General features: G+C 72.0%; 12 protein-coding genes. 4 read left to right on the top strand and 8 right to left on the bottom strand.

Features of this window, described 5'->3' with window-relative positions; genetic code table 11:
* Window positions 1–84: 84 nt before the first annotated feature.
* The 7 genes from ahcY to AB0J67_RS03220 all read right to left on the bottom strand — a co-directional run bounded on the left by ahcY (window position 85) and on the right by AB0J67_RS03220 (window position 8,526).
* The gene (gene ahcY / locus AB0J67_RS03250) at window positions 85–1,536 is read right to left on the bottom strand and encodes an adenosylhomocysteinase (RefSeq protein ID WP_363475698.1); all 1,452 of its coding nucleotides are present in this window, start codon (window positions 1,534–1,536) and stop codon (window positions 85–87) included.
* 381 nt (window positions 1,537–1,917) lie between these two features.
* Entirely contained in the window at window positions 1,918–3,087 is a 1,170-nt protein-coding gene (gene manA, locus AB0J67_RS03245) for a mannose-6-phosphate isomerase, class I (protein ID WP_363475696.1), read from the bottom strand.
* 2 nt (window positions 3,088–3,089) lie between these two features.
* Entirely contained in the window at window positions 3,090–4,028 is a 939-nt protein-coding gene (locus AB0J67_RS03240; RefSeq protein ID WP_363475694.1) for a cation diffusion facilitator family transporter, read from the bottom strand.
* Window positions 4,029–4,074: 46 nt separating this feature from the next.
* A complete protein-coding gene (locus tag AB0J67_RS03235) occupies window positions 4,075–5,277 on the bottom strand; it encodes an SIS domain-containing protein (RefSeq protein ID WP_363475692.1) in 1,203 nt (400 codons plus the stop codon).
* Entirely contained in the window at window positions 5,277–5,459 is a 183-nt protein-coding gene (locus AB0J67_RS03230) for a Trm112 family protein (RefSeq protein ID WP_363475690.1), read from the bottom strand. Before AB0J67_RS03230 ends, AB0J67_RS03235 begins: the two co-directional genes overlap by 1 nt.
* A gap of 95 nt (window positions 5,460–5,554) precedes the next feature.
* A complete protein-coding gene (locus AB0J67_RS03225) occupies window positions 5,555–6,934 on the bottom strand; it encodes a phosphomannomutase/phosphoglucomutase (RefSeq protein ID WP_363475688.1) in 1,380 nt (459 codons plus the stop codon).
* Window positions 6,935–7,092: 158 nt separating this feature from the next.
* Window positions 7,093–8,526 (bottom strand): aldehyde dehydrogenase family protein, encoded by a 1,434-nt coding sequence (locus AB0J67_RS03220; RefSeq protein WP_363475686.1) that lies wholly within the window; start codon window positions 8,524–8,526, stop codon window positions 7,093–7,095.
* Window positions 8,527–8,610: 84 nt separating this feature from the next.
* On the opposite strand from AB0J67_RS03220, the gene AB0J67_RS03215 reads away from it, so the two are divergent.
* The 4 genes from AB0J67_RS03215 (at window position 8,611) to AB0J67_RS03200 (ending at window position 14,225) form a co-directional block, all read left to right on the top strand.
* On the top strand, window positions 8,611–10,041 hold the full coding sequence (locus tag AB0J67_RS03215; RefSeq protein WP_363475684.1) for a gamma-aminobutyraldehyde dehydrogenase: 1,431 nt from the start codon (window positions 8,611–8,613) through the stop codon (window positions 10,039–10,041).
* A 2-nt stretch (window positions 10,042–10,043) separates the two neighbouring features.
* Window positions 10,044–11,321 carry a 4-aminobutyrate--2-oxoglutarate transaminase gene (gabT, locus tag AB0J67_RS03210; RefSeq protein ID WP_363475682.1) on the top strand — a complete coding sequence of 426 codons (1,278 nt, stop codon included), beginning with the start codon at window positions 10,044–10,046 and terminating at the stop codon, window positions 11,319–11,321.
* Window positions 11,322–11,508: 187 nt separating this feature from the next.
* A complete protein-coding gene (locus AB0J67_RS03205) occupies window positions 11,509–12,600 on the top strand; it encodes an LCP family protein (protein ID WP_363475680.1) in 1,092 nt (363 codons plus the stop codon).
* Between the two features lie 68 nt (window positions 12,601–12,668).
* Complete coding sequence (locus AB0J67_RS03200; RefSeq protein WP_363475678.1) at window positions 12,669–14,225, top strand: O-antigen ligase family protein; 1,557 nt, start codon at window positions 12,669–12,671, stop codon at window positions 14,223–14,225.
* A 494-nt stretch (window positions 14,226–14,719) separates the two neighbouring features.
* Here the strand turns inward: AB0J67_RS03200 and AB0J67_RS03195 are convergent, their stop codons facing one another.
* Complete coding sequence (locus AB0J67_RS03195) at window positions 14,720–18,289, bottom strand: M4 family metallopeptidase (protein ID WP_363475676.1); 3,570 nt, start codon at window positions 18,287–18,289, stop codon at window positions 14,720–14,722.
* Window positions 18,290–18,458 lie beyond the last annotated feature (169 nt).

Raw genomic sequence — 18,458 nt, 5'->3', positions numbered from 1 at the left:
CGGCGACCGCCGGCATCCGCTGAGGATTTCTCGCGATCCGGCCCGGCCGGGGCCGACACCGGCCTTCGCTCATGCGGTGGCGGCTCAGTACCGGTAGTGGTCCGGCTTGTACGGGCCCTCGACCGGCACGCCGAGGTAGTCGGCCTGCGGCTTGGTCAGCTCGGTGAGCCGGACGCCGAGCGCGGCCAGGTGCAGCCGGGCCACCTTCTCGTCCAGGTGCTTGGCGAGCGTGTAGACGCCGATCGGGTACTGGTCGAGCTTGGTGAACAGCTCGATCTGCGCGATGACCTGGTTGGTGAAGCTGTTGCTCATCACGAACGACGGGTGGCCGGTCGCGTTGCCCAGGTTCAGCAGGCGGCCCTCGGAGAGCACGATGATCGAGTGGCCGTCGGCGAAGCGCCACTCGTCGACCTGCGGCTTGATGTTGATCTTCTCGATCCCGGGCAGCCGCCCGAGCCCGGCCATGTCGATCTCGTTGTCGAAGTGGCCGATGTTGCCCACGATCGCCTGGTGCTTCATCCGGCTCATGTGGTCGGCCGTGATGACGTCCTTGCAGCCGGTCGAGGTGACGAAGATGTCGGCCGTCTCCACCACGTCCTCCATGGTGGCGACCTGGTAGCCGTCCATCGCCGCCTGCAGCGCGCAGATCGGGTCGATCTCGGTGACGATCACCCGGGCGCCCTGGCCGCGCAGCGACTCGGCGCAGCCCTTGCCCACGTCGCCGTAGCCGGCCACGACCGCGACCTTGCCGCCGATCAGCACGTCGGTGGCGCGGTTGATGCCGTCGATGAGCGAGTGGCGGCAGCCGTACTTGTTGTCGAACTTGCTCTTGGTGACCGAGTCGTTGACGTTGATCGCCGGGAAGAGCAGCGTGCCGGTCTGCTGCATCTCGTAGAGGCGGTGCACGCCGGTGGTGGTCTCCTCGGTCACGCCCTTGATGCCCGCGGCGATGTTCGTCCAGCGCTTGGCGTCCTCGACCAGGGAGCGCTGCAGCACGCCCAGGATGATGGCGTACTCCTCGGAGTCGGCGCTCTCCGGCGACGGCACCGCGCCGGCCGCCTCGAACTCCACGCCCTTGTGCACCAGCAGCGTGGCGTCACCGCCGTCGTCGAGGATCATGTTCGGGCCCGCGCCGTCCGGCCACTGCAGGATCCGCTCGGTGCACCACCAGTACTCCTCCAGCGTCTCGCCCTTCCAGGCGAACACCGGCACGCCGGCGGGGGCGTCGACGGAGCCCTCCGGGCCGACCGCGATCGCGGCGGCGGCGTGGTCCTGGGTGGAGAAGATGTTGCAGCTGGCCCAGCGCACCTCGGCGCCCAGCGCGACCAGCGTCTCGATCAGCACCGCGGTCTGCACGGTCATGTGCAGCGAGCCGGCGATGCGTGCCCCCGCCAGCGGCTGCGCGGACGCGTATTCGCGGCGTACCGCCATCAGGCCGGGCATCTCGTGCTCGGCGAGCTGGATCTCCTTGCGGCCGAAGGCCGCGAGGGAGAGGTCGGCGACCTTGAAGTCGCCGGGGGCAAGGGTGCGGGCCATAGATGAACTCCCAATCGGTCGGCTGACCAGTGCGTGCTACAGCCTACGCCGGGGGGCGCCTACGGCGGAGAACCGGTCGCCGGCGGTGGGTCGGCCGTCTCATACGTGTGGCCCGGTTCCCGGACGGACCCTCCGCCTCAGGAACCGGGCCACACTCCCCCCGGTTTGGTTCCCCCGCGCGTGACCCGGACGGTGATGATCCCGATAACGCTGCGTGGTTAAAAGGCTACACTCCGCGTTTCCGCTGTCAAGCAGAACCGACAAGTCGTACGGCGCGCCGCGGCGCGACACGTCTCCGGGCACGGAAAACGGCCCGCCGGTTGAGAAATGGGGATCATTTTCAACCGGGCGGACCGTCGTCCGTTATGGAATGCGGGCCGCTCAGAGCGAGGCCAGGTACGCCTCTCCCGCGCCCGAGAAGATCATCTTGCCGCCGTCCGCGGCGCCGAACGCGGCCTCGCCGCCGGACAGCCGCGCCGACCCGGCGCCGTCGCGGACGGTCACCGTGCCCTCGACGCAGAACGCGGTCCGCGGGCCCGCGGGCTCCAGCGCCGCCTCGCCGACCGCGCCGTCGAGCCGGACGCGGTGCAGGCGGAAGTCGTCGACCGGCACCGACCAGGTCACCACGCCCGGGGCCACCGGCTCGGGGTCGCGCACCGGGGCGTGCAGCGGCTCGAAGCGCAGCACCCGCAGCAGCTCGGGCACGTTCACGTGCTTGGGGGTCAGCCCGCCGCGCAGCACGTTGTCACTGGCCGCCATGATCTCGACCCCGGCGCCGCGCAGGTAGCCGTGCAGGTTGCCGGCGGGCATCCAGATGCCCTGGCCGGGCGCCAGCACCACGTGGTTGAGCAGCAGCGCCACCAGCACGCCGACGTCACCCGGGTAGTCGTGCGCGAGCAGCCGCACCAGCCCGCGCGGTCCGCCGCCGGCCGGGCCGTCAGGCAGTGCCCCGGACGCCGCCACGGCCTGCTCCACCAGCTCCGCCCGGGTGTGCGCGGGCCAGGACAGCAGCATGCGTACGGCCTCGCGCAGGTCGCCGACGGCCAGCGCGCCGACCACCGGCTTGAGCGAGGTGACGCCGAGCGCGTCCACCAGCTCCGCCGACTCCTGCGCCGGGCGGAACCCGCACAGCGCCTCGAAGTCGGTGTACGCCACCAGCAGCTCGGGCTTGTGGTTGGCGTCGACGTAGCTGCGGTGGGCCGCGTCACGCGGCACGCCCGCGGCGTCCTCGGCGGCGTAGCCGTCGGCCGCCTGGCGCGCGTCGGGGTGTGCCTGCAGGGACAGCGACCGCTCCGCCGCCAGCAGCTTGAGCAGGTACGGCAGGCGCGCGCCGTACCGGGACAGCGCGTCGGCGCCGAGCAGGTCGCCCGGCGCCGACGCGATCACGTCGGCCAGCGGTTCGCCGTCCACCAGTGAGGAGCAGTCGGGATGTGCACCGACCCACAGCTCGGCCTCGGGCCCATCGCTGGGCACGGGCCGGCCCTGCACCCGCGCGATGACCTCGCGCGAGCCCCACGCGTAGGGCCGGATCCGGTTGTGGAGTCGGCGCACGGTCAGCCCTTCTGGTAGTAGATGTCCGGCTCTAGGTAGATCACCCGGGCGATCGGGACGGCCGCCCGGATCCGGGCCTCCGCCGCGTCGATGCCCTTGGCCACCTCGTCCGCGGACTCGTCGTGCCGGACCGCGATCTTGGCTGCGACCAGCAGCTCCTCCGGGCCGAGGTGCAGGGTGCGCATGTGGATCACGCGCTCCACCTCGGGCCCGTCGGTGATGGCGGCGGAGATCGCCTTGACGTCCTCGTCGGTCGCCGACTCGCCCAGCAGCAGGCTCTTCGTCTCGACCGCCAGGATGATCGCGATGACCACCAGCAGCAGGCCGATCATCATAGTGCCCGCGGCGTCCCAGAGACCGTTGCCCGTGATGAGGGTCATCGACACGCCGAACAGGGCCAGGATCAGACCCACCAGCGCGCCGAGATCCTCCAGCAGGATCACCGGCAGCTCCGGCGCCTTCGCCCGGCGGACGAACTCCTTCCACGAGGCCTTGCCACGCACCGCGTTGGACTCGACGATGGCGGTCCGGAACGAGAACGACTCCAGGACGATCGCGACGATCAGCACCGTGACCGGCAGCCACTGCCAGCTCGTGATCGCGCCCCGGTCCGGCGAGTCGATCGCCTCGTGGTACTTGTGGTACGCCTCATACAGTGCGAACAGGCCGCCCACGCTGAACAGGACGATCGACACGATGAAGGCGTAGATGTACCGCTCCCGGCCGTAGCCGAACGGGTGCAGCGGCGTCGCCTCCCGCTTGGCCCGGCGGCCGCCGAACAGCAGCAGCACCTGGTTGCCCGAGTCGGCGACCGAGTGGATCGCCTCCGCGAGCATCGACGACGACCCGGACAGGGCCCACGCGATGAACTTGGTGATCGCGATGCCGACGTTGGCCAGCAGCGCCGCGACGATCGCCTTCGTCCCGCCGCCCGCGCTCACGCCGACACCCCGTAGTGCATGTAGTTGTTGAGCTCGCCTCGGATGCTCACTTGCGCAACTGCTCCTTCAGCTCCGTGACGGCCGGCACCGCCATCGGGTCCAGGCCATGCCCGAGGCCGAGGTAGACCGAGGCGAAGTCAGTCGCCGCGACCAGTGAGGCGAACCGCTCCAGCGCCGATCCGCCTTCGGCGGTGAGCACGTCCACCTCGATCCCGCGCCTCGCCGCGATGTCCTGCACCACCTCGGCTCGCCGGTCCGTCGTCTGCGCCGCACTGTTCTCGTCGGCGAGACCACCGTCGCACAGCAGCACCACGCGCAGACGCGGAGGGTCGGCCGTCACGCCGTCGAGCTCCGGATCAGCGAAGATGTCCCGCTCGGCCGCCGCGAGCGCGCCGAACACGCCGTCGAGCAGACCGACCCGGCCACGGCCGGCCTCGCCGAGCGCGTCGGTGACGATCGGGTAGCGGGCGTTGGCGGAGAGCATGTCGCCGTAGCGGACCGCCGCGACCGCGGCCAGCGGCGAGTCGCCCCAGATCACCGGAACCGAGCCGGCCAGGTTCAGGGCGAGCGTCTTGGCCCGGTTGACGAACGTCTCGGCGGTCGGGCGGCAGCGGTCGGCCTCCTGGTCCAGCCGGGTCGCGCTCTCCGCCAGGTCCGCCTCGTTGACCTTGACCAGGCCCAGGGCACGGGCGGCCAGCAGCACCGGCACGGTCAGGCCCCACAGGTTCGCCCGCGCCGCGCCGCGGCGGGGCACCGGGATGAACGGGGCACGGTAGCGCTCGGCCACCGACTGCAGCGGCGAGCCCGGCGCGCCGATGCCCACCAGCCGGGCGCCGCGGCGGCCCGCCGCCTCGGCCACGGCCAGCGCCTCGGGCGAGCGGCCCGACGCCGACACGGCCAGCACCACGTCGGCGGCGCCGATCCAGCCCGGCACCTCCACGCTGCGGTGGGTCAGCACCGGCACCAGGCAGCGCGGCCCGGCGATGGTGGTGAGGATGTCACCGGTGCGTGCCGCGGTGCCCGCGCCGACCACCACGACCGCGCGCGGCCGGCCCTCGTCGGCCAGGTGCGTCAGGTCCACCTCGGCGGTCAGCGACGTCGCCTCGCGCACCTGCGCCCCGGCCGACGCGATCGCCCGGAGCATGCCTCCGGGGTCGCGCGCGGCCAGCGCCGGCGCGTTGTCCAGCAGCGCCTCGTCGAAATAGCGGTTGCCGCGTACGCCGGCGGAGCCGTCGATGGGAGCGCCCATCACTCACCCGCCGGTTCGGTCAGCACCTCGTCGAGCAGCAGCACCGGCAGCCCGTCCCGGACCGGGTACACCCGGCCGCAGGAGGTGCAGGTCAGCGTCTGCGCGTCGGGGTCGTGCCGCAGCGGGGCGTGGTCCTCCGCCGGGCAGGCCAGCACTTCGAGCAGTTGCGGGGCGAGCGACACGTCGGTCTCCTTCAGATCACCGGCTGAGCCCGGAGCCACCCGGTCCGCCGCCGCTTGCGCGCCGCACCGGGTGACTCGCACGTTCCGCGAGCAGCCTACCCACGGACCAGCTTGAGCACCTCGTCGCGCAGCTGCGACATCCGCTGCTGCGTCGGGGCCTCGACGTTCAGCCGCAGCAGCGGCTCGGTGTTGGAGGCGCGCAGGTTGACCCAGGCGCCGTCGGCGAACGAGACGGTCAGGCCGTCCAGCTCGTCCTGCTCCTCGCCGGCGAAGTGGGACCGCACCTGCGCCAGCTTCGCGCCCTGGTCGGCCACCACCGAGTTGATCTCACCCGACGAGATGTAGCGCTCGTAGCGGCGGCCCAGCTCCGACAGCGGGCCGTCCTGCTCGCCGAGCGCCGCGAGCACGTGCATCGCGGCCAGCATGCCGGTGTCCGCACCCCAGAAGTCGCGGAAGTAGTAGTGCGCCGAGTGCTCGCCGCCGAACACCGCGCCGGTGCTCGCCATCTCCGCCTTGATGAAGGAGTGCCCCACCCGGGTGCGCACCGGGACACCGCCCTGCTCGCGCACGATCTCCGGCACGGCCGAAGAGGTGATCAGGTTGTGGATGATCGTCGCGCCCGGGTACTTCGCCAGCTCGCGCGTGGCGACCAGCGCGGTCACCGCGGACGGGGAGACCGGCGCGCCCTCGGCGTCGACCACGAAGCAGCGGTCGGCGTCGCCGTCGAAGGCCAGGCCCAGGTCGGCCCCGTGCTCGCGTACCGCGGCCTGCAGGTCCACCAGGTTCGCCGGCTCCAGCGGGTTGGCCTCGTGGTTCGGGAACGAGCCGTCCAGCTCGAAGTAGAGCGGGACGATCTCCAGCGGCAGCGCCGGCAGCACCGCGTCGCCGAGCACCGCGGGCACGGTGTACCCGCCCATGCCGTTGCCGGCGTCGACGACCACCTTCAGCGGCCGGATCCCGCTCAGGTCCACCAGCGTGCGCAGGTGCGCCGCGTAGTCGGCGAGCAGCTCCCGGGTCTCGATCGTGCCGGCCGGCTCGGGCATTTCCTCGCCCGAGTCGAGCAGCGCCTGGGCGCCGTCGCGGATCGCGGACAGCCCGCTGGCCTGGCCGACCGGCTTCGCGCCCGCGAAGCACAGCTTGATGCCGTTGTACTGGGCCGGGTTGTGGCTGGCGGTGAACATCGCGCCGGGCAGGTCCAGGATGCCGGAGGCGTAGTACAGCAGGTCGGTGGAGCCGAGACCGGCGTTGACCACGTTCATGCCCTCGGCGCGTACGCCGTCGGTGAACGCCTTGACCAGGGCCGGACCTGACTCGCGCATGTCGTGCGCGACCACGACGGTGCCGCGGTCCTCCCCCAGCGCCCGCAGCGTCCGCGCGAACGCCCGGCCCAGCGCGCCGGCCACCGGCTCGTTCAGCTGGTCCGGCACGGTGCCGCGGACGTCGTACGCCTTGACGATCTGGGACAGGTCAGACACGGCTACTCCTCATACCTCGACTAAACGCTCACCCTAACCACCGTCTGTCACGTACCCGGGACTGGCGCGCGAACAGTCCTGTGAACGGAGGACTCCGCCCACGGCCGTCGTCGCAGCGTGGGCGGAGTCCGTGCAGGCAGGTGTCGGATGGTCGGCACTCAGAGCTGGAGGCCCGTGAGCACCATCACTCGGGGGTCGGTGTAGTCGTCCATGGCGCTGCGCAGGCCCTCGCGGCCGGTGCCGGAGCCCTTGACCCCGCCGTACGGCATCTGGTCGGCGCGGAACGACGGCACGTCGCCGACGATCACGCCGCCCACCTGGAGCGTCGCGTGCGCCGCGAACGCCGTCTGCAGGTCGGCGGTGAACACCCCGGCCTGCAGGCCGAAGGCCGAGTCGTTGACCGCCGCGAACGCGGCCTCGTCCGAGTCCACGGTGGAGACCACCAGCACCGGCCCGAAGACCTCGTCGCAGGCGACCTTGGCGGTGGCGGGCACGTCGGCCAGCACGGTCGGGGCGTAGTTCGCCCCGTCGCGGACGCCGCCCACCAGCACGCGGGCCCCGGCCGCGACGGCCTCGTCGACCCAGCTCGCCACGCGCTCCGCGGCAGCCTCGTTGATCAGCGGGCCGACCTGGGTGTCCGGTGCGGCCGGGTCGCCGGTACGCAGGCCCCGCACCGCCTCCACCAGCTTCGGCACGAACGCCTCGGCCTGGTCGCGGTGCACGATGACGCGCTGCACCGCGATGCAGCTCTGCCCGGCCTGGTAGTTGCCGAACAGGGCGATGCGCTGCGCCGCCCAGGCCAGGTCGCGGTAGTCGGCGCAGACCACGGCCGCGGCGTTGCCGCCCAGCTCCAGGGTGACGTGCTTGTGCGGCACGGCGGCCTGGATCGCGGCGCCGACGGGGCCGGAGCCGGTGAACGAGACGACCGGCAGCCGCGGGTCGGCGACCAGCGCGGGCGCCCGGTCGTTGGGGATCGGCACGATGGAGAACATGCCCGCGGGCAGGTCGGTCTCGGCCAGCAGCTCGCCGAGCAGCAGCGCGGACAGCGGGGTGGCCGGGGCCGGCTTGACGATGATCGGGGCGCCGACGGCGATCGCCGGGGCGACCTTGTGCGCGACCAGGTTCAGCGGGAAGTTGAACGGGCTGATGCCGAGCACCGGCCCCTTGGGGAAGCGGCGGACGATCGCCATCCGGCCGGCCGCGGCCGGGTCGGTGTCCAGCCGCATCAGCTCGCCGGAGAACCGGCGCGCCTCCTCGGCGGCCCAGCGGAAGGTCGACACGGCGCGGCCCAGCTCGGCCTTGGCCCACATGAGCGGCTTGCCGTTCTCGGCGCAGATCAGCGCGGCCACCTCGTCGCCGCGCTCGGCCAGCCGCCGGCTCACGTGGTCGAGGGCGGCGGCGCGGGCCGCGGCGGGCAGCCGGGCCGCCTCCGGCGCGGCCTTCACCGCTGCGGCGACGGCGTTTTCGACCTGTTCAGGCGTAGCGTTGGCGGTCTGACCGACCACCCGACCGTCGTAGGGGTTACGGACGACGACGAGGTCGTCGCTCGACTCCGGGGAGCCCGCGATCCAGTACGGGGTCTGATCGGCCATGAGACCTACCCTACTGCACGAAAACAGTTGCTCAAGACCCTTGCTGGTTGCGGATTTCGTCGCGAGGATAGCGCTATGCCACCGATGACAGAGACACTGGCCAACTTCATCAACGGAAAGCACGTAGCGCCCGTGGACGGCGGCTACGCGGACCTGATCGACCCGTGCACCGGTGAGGTGATCGCGAGCGCGCCCGTCTCCGGCAAGCAGGACGTCGAGGACGCCATGGCCGCGGCGGCCGCGGCGTTCGAGACGTGGCGCGACACCACGCCGAGCGAGCGGCAGCGGGCGCTGCTGAAGATCGCCGATGCGGTCGAGGCGCGCGCCGACGAGCTGGTGCGGCTGGAGAGCCGCAACACCGGCAAGCCGCTGCACCTGACCGCGAGCGAGGAGCTGCCGCCGGCGATCGACCAGCTCCGCTTCTTCGCGGGCGCCGCCCGGCTGCTGGAGGGGCGCTCCGCCGGGGAGTACATGGCGAACCTGACCAGCTACGTGCGCCGCGAGCCGATCGGCGTGTGCGCGCAGGTCACGCCGTGGAACTACCCGCTGATGATGGCGGTGTGGAAGTTCGCCCCGGCGATCGCGGCGGGCAACACGGTGGTGCTCAAGCCGTCGGACACCACGCCGATGTCGACGCTGCTGCTGGCCGAGATCGCGAGCGAGTTCCTGCCGCCGGGCGTGTTCAACGTGGTCTGCGGCGACCGCGACACCGGACGCGCGCTGGTCGCGCACCCGACCCCGGCGCTGGTCTCGATCACCGGCTCCACCCGGGCCGGGTCCGAGGTCGCCGCCTCGGCCGCGCCCGCGCTCAAGCGGACCCACCTGGAGCTGGGCGGCAAGGCCCCGGTCATGGTCTTCGACGACGCCGACCTCGCCGCGGCCGCCGAGGGCATCGCGATCGCCGGGTTCTTCAACGCGGGCCAGGACTGCACCGCGGCCACCCGCGTGCTGGTCACCGAGGGGGCGTACGACGCGTTCGTCGCGGCGCTCACCGAGCAGGCGCGCAACCTGAAGACGGGCGCGCCCGACGACGAGGACGTGCTCTACGGCCCGCTCAACAACGCCAACCAGCTCGCCAAGGTCACCGGCTTCCTGGAGCGGCTGCCCGCGCACGCGCGCATCACGGCGGGCGGCGAGCGCGTCGGCGAGCGCGGCTACTTCTTCGCCCCGACCGTCGTCGCGGACCTGGTCCAGGGCGACGAGATCGTCACCGACGAGGTGTTCGGCCCGGTCATCACCGTGCAGAAGGTCGCCGACGAGGCCGAGGCGCTGCGGTACGCCAACGACTGCCGCTACGGCCTGGCGTCCAGCGTGTGGACGGCCGACCACGGCCGCGCGATGCGGCTGAGCAGGCGGCTCGACTTCGGCTGCGTCTGGGTGAACACGCACATCCCGCTGGTCGCCGAGATGCCGCACGGCGGCTTCAAGCAGTCCGGGTACGGCAAGGACCTGTCCGCGTACGGGCTTGAGGACTACACCCGGGTCAAGCACGTCATGCACAACATCGGAGAGTGACCGTGAGCGCCTCTTCGGACCTCCACGCCCGCCGCGCCGGAGCGGTGGCCCGCGGCGTCGGCTCGGTGCTGTCCTCCTACGTCGAGCGCGCCTCGGGCGGCACGCTGACCGACGTCGACGGGCGGGAGTGGATCGACTTCGCGGCCGGCATCGCCGTCACCAACGTGGGCAACAGCGCCCCGGCGGTGGTCGCGGCGGTGCGCGAGCAGGTGGAGCGGTTCACCCACACGTGCTTCATGGTGACGCCGTACGAGTCGTATGTGTCGGTCTGCGAGCGGCTCAACGAGCTGACGCCCGGCGCGCACGAGAAGCGCTCGGCGCTGTTCAACTCCGGCGCGGAGGCGGTCGAGAACGCCGTGAAGATCGCCCGGTACGCCACCGGGCGGCAGGCCGTGATCGTGTTCGAGCACGGCTACCACGGCCGGACGAACCTGACCATGGCGCTGACCGCGAAGAACATGCCCTACAAGCACGGCTTCGGGCCGTTCGCGCCAGAGGTGTACCGGACACCGATGTCGTACCCGCTGCACGACGGGCTGACCGGCGAGCAGGCGGCGGCGCGGGCGATCGATGCGATCTCGACGCAGGTCGGAGCGGGCAACGTGGCCGCCGTCGTGATCGAGCCGATCCAGGGCGAGGGCGGCTTCGTGGTGCCCGCGCCCGGGTTCCTGCCCGCGCTGGCGTCGTGGGCCTCGGCCAACGGCGCGCTGTTCGTCGCCGACGAGATCCAGACCGGCTTCTGCCGGACCGGCGACTGGTTCGCCAGCGAGCACGAGCAGGTGGTGCCCGACCTGATCACCACGGCGAAGGGCATCGCGGGCGGCCTGCCGCTGGCGGCCGTGACGGGCCGGGCGGAGGTGATGGACGCGGTGCACGTCGGCGGCCTCGGCGGCACGTACGGCGGCAACCCGCTCGCCTGCGCGGCGGCGCTGGCCTCGATCGAGACCATGCGCGAGCTGGACCTCGCCGCCGCGGCCCGCCGCATCGGCGCGACGCTGACCGAGCGGCTGACCACGCTGGCCGGCAAGTACCCGCAGATCGCGCAGGTGCGCGGCCGGGGCGCCATGGTCGCGATCGAGCTGACCAGGCCCGGCACCCTCGATCCGGACCCGGTCCTGACGGGCGCGGTCAACAAGGCCTGCCACGCCGCCGGCCTGCTCACGCTGACCTGCGGCACCTGGGGCAACGTCTTCCGCTTCCTGCCCCCGCTGGTCATCTCCGACGCCGAGCTCGACCGGGGGCTGGCCATCCTGGAGCAGGCATTCGGCGCCAGCGCGTAATCGTCCGCGACGGGCGATGGCGGGGATGCGGCTGCCGACCGTCGCAGCATGCCGTTTCCGCCATCGCCCGTGAGGTCTCTGCAGCGGCGCTGACCTGCTGTGACGATAGCCACTATTCGGCACCGGCCCCCGCTGGCTGATCACAGCAGGTCACCGAAACAGTCTCACACTCAGTAGGATCCCGGCCATGGCACGCCGGTCCCCCTCGCATTCTGTGAACCCGTCCCACTCCCGACACGCCGACGATGACGAGACTCAGCTCGTCGACCCCGCAGCGGAGTTGCCCGACGGCAAGCAGCAGTCGCGGCGGCGCCGGAAGGCCAAGCGCATCGTCCTGATCACCCTGCTGGTGATCGCGCTGCTCGGCGGCGGCGGCCTGGTGGCCGGCGGCCTCTACCTGCGCTCGGTCGACTCCGGCATCGAGCGCGTCGACGCCTTCGAGGAGATCCCCGAGGCGGAGCGGCCGGTGAAGGCCGAGCCCGAGACCAAGAACTACCTGATCCTCGGCAGCGACACCCGCGACCCGGACGCCACCGCCGGGTCCCGCACCGACACCATCATCCTGGCGCACGTGCCCAAGGACCACGCGAGCGCGCAGCTGATCTCCATCCCCCGCGACACCTGGGTCCACGTCCCCCGGGCCAAGAACGGCAACGGAGGGCGCGAAGCGAAGATCAACGCTGCGTACGCCTGGGGCGGCATCCCGCTGATGGTGCAGACCGTCGAGAAGTTCACCAAGGTCCGCATCGACAACGTGATCGTGATCGACTTCGCCGGCTTCAAGGAGATCGTGGACGCCCTGGGCGGCGTGGAGATCACCGTCGAGAGCAACTTCACCTCCATCCACCCGCCCTTCCGCCGCTTCACCGCCGGCAAGCAGGTCATGGACGGCGACGAGGCGCTGGACTACGCCCGGCAGCGCAAGCAGTTCGCCACCGGCGACTTCGCCCGGATCCAGCACCAGCAGCAGGTCATCAAGGCCATCGTGAACAAGGCCTCCTCCGGCGGCCTGCTGTCCAGCCCCGGCAAGCTGAGCTCCTTCCTCAACGCGACCGCGGGCGCTGTCTCGGTCGACCGGACCATGTCGCTGCTCGACACGGCCCTGGAACTGCGCGGCATCAAGGGCGGCGCGCTGGAGTTCTACACCAGCCCCACCACCGGCACCGGCCGCAAGGGTTCGGAGAGCGTCGTGCTGGCCGACACCGCCAAGGTGGGGCCGTTCTACGAGGCACTGGTGGCCGACGACATCGCGCAGCTCAAGGCACTGGCCAAGAAGTAACGCCCCAGCGGTCCGGCCCCCGACGCCCGGACCGCCGGCAAACCTAAGCAACACGGGGAAGTGCTGTTGTGAACGATCGGAACCCACCGCCGGCCGCGACCGGGGCGGGGCGGGCCGCGGGCTCGCGGCAGCACCGCGCGCGACGCGGCCCCGGCCCGATCTCCCGGGGCCTGTCCCTGGTGATCCTGCTGGCCGTCGCGGCCACCCTGGCCGAGGTCCTGCTCAGCACCGAATCCGGGCTGCTGGGCAGGCCCGCCGGCAGCTTCGACCTCGACGCGGGCACGGTGCAGATCCGGCCGGCCGACCTGATCCTCATCGTGCTCACCGCGGCGACCCTCCTCAAGATCCTGGTGGACCGGAGCTGGGGACGGCTCCGCAGCGGCGCCGACCTCGCCCTGCTCGCCGTGGTCCTCGTCATGGTGCTGTCGGCCGTCGTGAACGACGTCGCGGCGTCGCTCGCCGGTCCGGCGCTGCTGACGTACGTGCGCGGCATCGCCGTCTTCTACGCCCTCCGGGTCGTGGACACCTCCTGGGCCAAGCTGGGCGCGATCCTGGCCATCCCGGCCGCCCTGCTCGCCGCCAACGTCGGCGCGGCGCTGGCACAGCTCGCCCTCGGCTCCCCGGCCTACCGGGCCGTCGGCCACGACGACCTGGCCTGGGCCGATCAGGACCGCGTGCAGGGGCTGCTGGCGCATCCGCAGCAGCTGGGGTACGCCCTCGGTCTCGCGCTGCTGGGCCTGACGGCGTGGCTGGCGGTCCGCGACCGCGTCGGGCCCGCCTGGTGGCTCGCCGTCGCCGGGTCCGCCGTCGCGCTGGCCGCCACCTACTCGTGGGAGTCCGTGGCCGCCGCGCTCGCCGGCGTCGTGCTGGTCGCGGTGCTGCTCCGCGCGCACCGCGGACGCGTTCTCGCGGTGGGCCTGATCCTCCTGACGTGCACGGCCGCGGCGGTCGCCGTCCGGCCCGGCACCGACCGGCCGGCACCGGCCGCGAGCGCCGCACCGACCGGCGCGGCGACCTCCTTCGCCCCGCAGCCGGACACGTCACCGGCCCCGGGTGCGGCCGACGACCGCCGCTCGGGCGTCATGGAGGCGGTCCAGAAGCTGCAGAGCCGGCCGCTGCTGGGCCACGGCACCGGCCGGTCCGCCGAGATCGTCGCGGTGGACGGTGCCGCCGCCTCCCCGCCCGGCACCGGGTCCGGGCAGCTCGACTCCTTCTGGCTGCGGCTGGTGGTGGAGACCGGGCTGATGGGCCTGATCGTCTACCTGGTGTGGCTGTTCGCCGTGGCCCGGGACCTGCTGACCCCCACCGCTCCAGCCGGTGTCCGCGGCCCCCGGCCGGTGCCGGACACCCGCGCCGTGTGGGCCGTCGCGGCGGTGCTCTTCGCGGCGCTGGCCTCGGTGGTGTCCCCGGCCCTGGCAGACCCGGTGCTGCCCGCGCTGCTGTGGACCGTGGCCGGCGTCGCCTGGTGGGCCAGGCAGCACGCGCAGGCCGTCCAGTCCTCCGTGGCCTCGGCCGAGACCGCGATGCTGCCCAGGATCCGCGACGTCGTGGGCAACATGAACCAGACGGAGATCCTGTCGAAGGACGCCATCGCGGCGTACGACCCCGAGTCGCGCCAGCGCTGAGCGAGCCGTCCCGTCGCTCCAGGACCGCGCCACCCCGGCGCGTCACCAACGGAGGCAGGCCGACAGTCCCTCGGCCCGATCCCGGCAACGGAGCATCGACGTCGGCGAGCTTGCGCACGAGCAGCGGCGCTACCTGATCGAAGCTCCGTTCCTGCTGTCAGAACAGCAGGAACGGAGCTTCGTGTCATCAGGCGCGCAGCTGACGAACCGACGCGCAGCGCGATGAGCAGAGACATGCAGCTTGACGAGCAGACGCGCAGCCCGATGAGCAGGGGCCAGCCGCGATGACTGCTCCGGGGTTCTCCGTCACGTTCGGACGGTGCGGCCTGCCCGACGGAGACCGCCCGGCTGCCCCGCCGCCGCTGCCGCCACCGCGTGGGACGACCGGATGCTCGTCGACGGAGGGATCGGCGGCCCTCGCGCACGGTGGCCGGGAACAGCGGAAGGGCCCGCCGAAGCGGGCCCTTCCTTGATGCTTCAGTACCGGTGCGGACTCAGCCGAGACCGCCACCGAACTTGGCCGACACCATACCGCCGCCGACCATGCCACCCTGGGTGTAGCCCTGGATGGTGCCCGTCCCGTACGCCGGCAGGAAGTGGATCATGCCCTGATCCACGAAGCCCGCGTCCTCGAGGGGAACGCCCACGAACAGGTCGAACTTGGTGCTGTTGCGGATCTTCGACGCGAGCAGCGCGGTGCCGAACTGGTCACCGGTCTCGGCCGTGTCGGTCACCCCGTTCGCACCCTGCTGCCAGATCGCTCCGGCGGTGGTCAGGCCCGTGGTCGAGCCCGGCAGGGTGATCACGGCACCGGCGTCGGTGGCCGCGCCGAGGTCCTCGCTCGGAGCCGCCGCGGCGACGTCGGCCTTGCCGTCGGCGTTCAGGTCACCGACGGTGACCGTCGCACCGAAGCGGTCGCCCGCCTCGGCGGTGTCCGGGACGACCCCGGCACCCTGGCGCAGGACCTGGCTCGACGCGGTGGTCAGGCCGGTCGTGGTGCCGCGGATCAGGAAGATCGCACCGGCACCGGTGTCCTCGCCCGGCGCGCCGACCGCGAGGTCGGCCTTGCCGTCACCGGTCACGTCACCGGCGCCCAGCGCGGCGCCGAACTCGTCGCCCGCCTCGCTGCTGTCCGCCAGGCCGCCCTGCTCGAACGCCTGCGACCCGGTCGCGGTGATGCCGGAGGCCGAGCCGAGCAGGACCGTCACCGAGCCCGCACCGTTCTCGCCGGGAGCGCCGACCGCGAGGTCGGTGCGCCCGTCACCGTTGAAGTCGCCCGCGGCCAGGGCCGCGCCGAACAGGTCGCCGTCCTCGGCGGTGTCCGGGATGGCACCGGTGTCCTGGGTGAACCAGTTGGCGGTGCCGGCGGTGACCACGAGCCGGTTGACCGAGCCGTAGATCACCTTCACGCCGCCGCGGTTGCCGGTGTTGCCCGGCGCGCCGACGGCGATGTCGCCGAAGCCGTCGCCGTTGAAGTCACCGGCGGCGACCGCCGCACCGAAGCGGTGCGGGCCCGTGCCCGGAATCGTCGCCGAGGCCGGGATGGAGGCCGAACCCTGTGCGGTCAGACCCCAAACCGTGCCACGCAGCAGGGTGAGCGCGCCCTCGTTGACCGGGCTGCCGGGCGAACCCGCCGCGATGTCGGCGAACCCGTCGGCGTCGACGTCAGCGGTCGCGACCGCGGCGCCGAAGTTGCCGTTGCCGGCCGAGGTGCCGGCCACGTAGGCGTTGTCCTGGCTGTAGAGCTGGTTGCCCAGCGGGTCCACGCCGCCCGAGTGGCCGTACATGGCGCGGATCGCGCCGCCGCCGTTCTGGCCGGAGATCTGCCGGCCCGGCTCGCCGATCGCCAGATCGCCGTAGCCGTCACCGTTGATGTCGTTGGTCAGCGGGCGCTTGCCCGAGCAGTTGTAGACCCGCAGGTTGTCGATCCACCAGCCGTACGCGGCACTGGCCGGGTCGACGCCGTCGGTCTGCACCTCGAAGCGCAGCTTCACCTTCTTGCCCTTGTAGGCCGTCAGGTCCACCCGGCTGGAAACCCAGCCCAGGCTGTCGCCGCTGAACCATTTGCCGCCGAAGTCGTACAGCGGCTTGGTGGGACCGTTGACCCATCCGGACGTCAGCGCCGTCCACGCGGTGGAACCCTCGACCTGGAGCAGCACGCGGCCGCCGTCGAAGTAAGTCAGCGGGTTCTCACCGTCGTTGCCGATGTAGTCGAACGAGTAGTGGTGGTTGAAGTACGCGTACACCGGCCCGGCAGCGGGCAGCTGCAGGTAGGCGCTGCGGGCCACCCAGTGCGTCGACGCCGCGGCGTCCGGGTACGGGTCCGGGATGTAGAGCGCGTTGCCCGCCGAGTGGCTGGGGCGCACGCCGCCGTCGATCGAGGCGGAACCCGACTCGGACCAGCCGGTGAACAGCGTGGGGCTGGCCGGCCAGTTGAAGTTGTCGAACAGCGCGTTGGTGCTGGTCGCCGGAGCGGTGCAGCGCGGCGCCTGCGGGAGGTACCCGTCCACCACCGACGGGGTCGACATCTTGGTCGCGCCCGTGGCGTAGAGGGTCGACGTGCAGTTGGCCTGCGTGATGCCCAGCGAGGCGTCCTTGGTCAGGTTGATGCACGCCTGGTGCAGCGCGTACGCCAGGTCGGTGTAGTCCGAGCCCGCGGTCAGCAGGTTCTCCGCCGCCAGCCAGATCCGCGCCGTCTTGCGGACGTCGCCGATCGGGTTGATGGTGAAGCCGCCGAACGTGCCGCCCTCGGTCATGAGGTAGGCCGTCTTGTTGCCCACACCGCTGTTGATGTGCACACCGGCGTTGTCGTACGGGTGCGACCACCACAGCGGGCTGGCCGTCGAGTCCGGCTGGTCGTGCAGCGCCGGGTTGGCCATGTCGCGGATCGCACCGCCGGGGATGTCCTCGGCGAGCTGCCACTTCGCACCGGCGCTGTCGTCACCCGCCGGCGGGCCGCTCGACACCTGGTCGAACGCCTCACCCAGCACGTCGGAGATCGACTCGTTGATCGCGCCGGACTGGCTGTAGTACAGCAGCTTCGAGGTGTACTCGGTGACGCCGTGGGTGAACTCGTGTCCCACCACGTCGTCGGCCGAGGCGTAACCCGCGCCGTAGGTCATCTGGTGGCCGTCCCAGAACGCGTTCGCGTACGGGCAGGAGCCACCGGCCGGGCAGAAGTTCACCGCCGAGATGAGGTCCATGCCGGCGTTGTCGATGCTGTTGCGGCCCATGCTCGTCAGGAAGTCACGGAACGCGCCCGACAGGTTGTAGGCCGCGTCGACGTCGGCGACGCCGGTGGCGCCCTGGCCCTCGGTGCGGGCGACGGGGGCGCTGCCCGGGCACAGGTTGTCCATGGTCGGGTTGTTGCCGAAGTTGCAGACGGTGCGCGCGCCGTTGGCGTGCGCGGTCTGCGAGAAGCTCAGCGCGACCCGGCCGTCGTCGGCGTTGACCAGAACGTACTGGCGGATCGAGCGGTCGGCGGTGCTGCGGACCTCGATCTGCCAGACGGCCCGGGTGCTGCGCACGTCGAAGGCCCCGATCAGGGCGGGGTCGTACGCCGAGAGCACCGGCTTGGAGGCCTTCAGCGTCTTGGCCGCGACCTTCTCCGCCTTGGCGGTGCTGGCGATGGCGGCGTCCTGGGCCGTCTTGGCGGTCACCTTCGCCGACCCCGAGAAGTCGGCCGCGGTGGTCTCGCCGTTGATGCCGACGAGGCTGCCGTCCTTGTCGACCTGGACGTTGAGCTCGCCGCCGATGACCGGCAGGCCCTGCAGGGTCTGCTGGAAGCGGAGCACCTTGGCGCCGCCCTGGGTGTCCGTGCGGACCAGGCCGAGTTCGCGCTGCGCGTCGCGCACCCCGAACAGCCCGGCGTAGCGGTTGAGGTGGGACCGGGCCGCGTCCTCGGGCGACGTGACCGCCCGGCCGTTCAGCGACTTGGCCTTGATGGACTTGCCGGCGGCCGGTCCGACGGACCGCACCCGCCCTGTCTCGTCCCGCTTGACGGTGACCGTCTCCTGCGCGGGCTCGGCCGTGGCCGGATATCCCGCCACGAGACCGCCGGCCACCAGTGCGGCAGCGACGGTAATGGCCAGCCTCGAGGCGGACCATCGCAGAGTATTCAAGATGTACCCCCGGTGGGTGATGCTGACCGAAGGACCGTAGTCGTCACGGAAGCCTGATTGGATCAGCTTTTACTCCGGGCATATCCACCGAACGCCTGAGTGACATCCGTTG

This window comes from Catellatospora sp. NPDC049609 (genome assembly GCF_040675365.1).
GTDB lineage: Bacteria > Actinomycetota > Actinomycetes > Mycobacteriales > Micromonosporaceae > Catellatospora.
The sequence above is the reverse complement of the archived record's forward strand: the minus strand, read 5'-3'. Positions and strand labels throughout refer to the sequence as shown.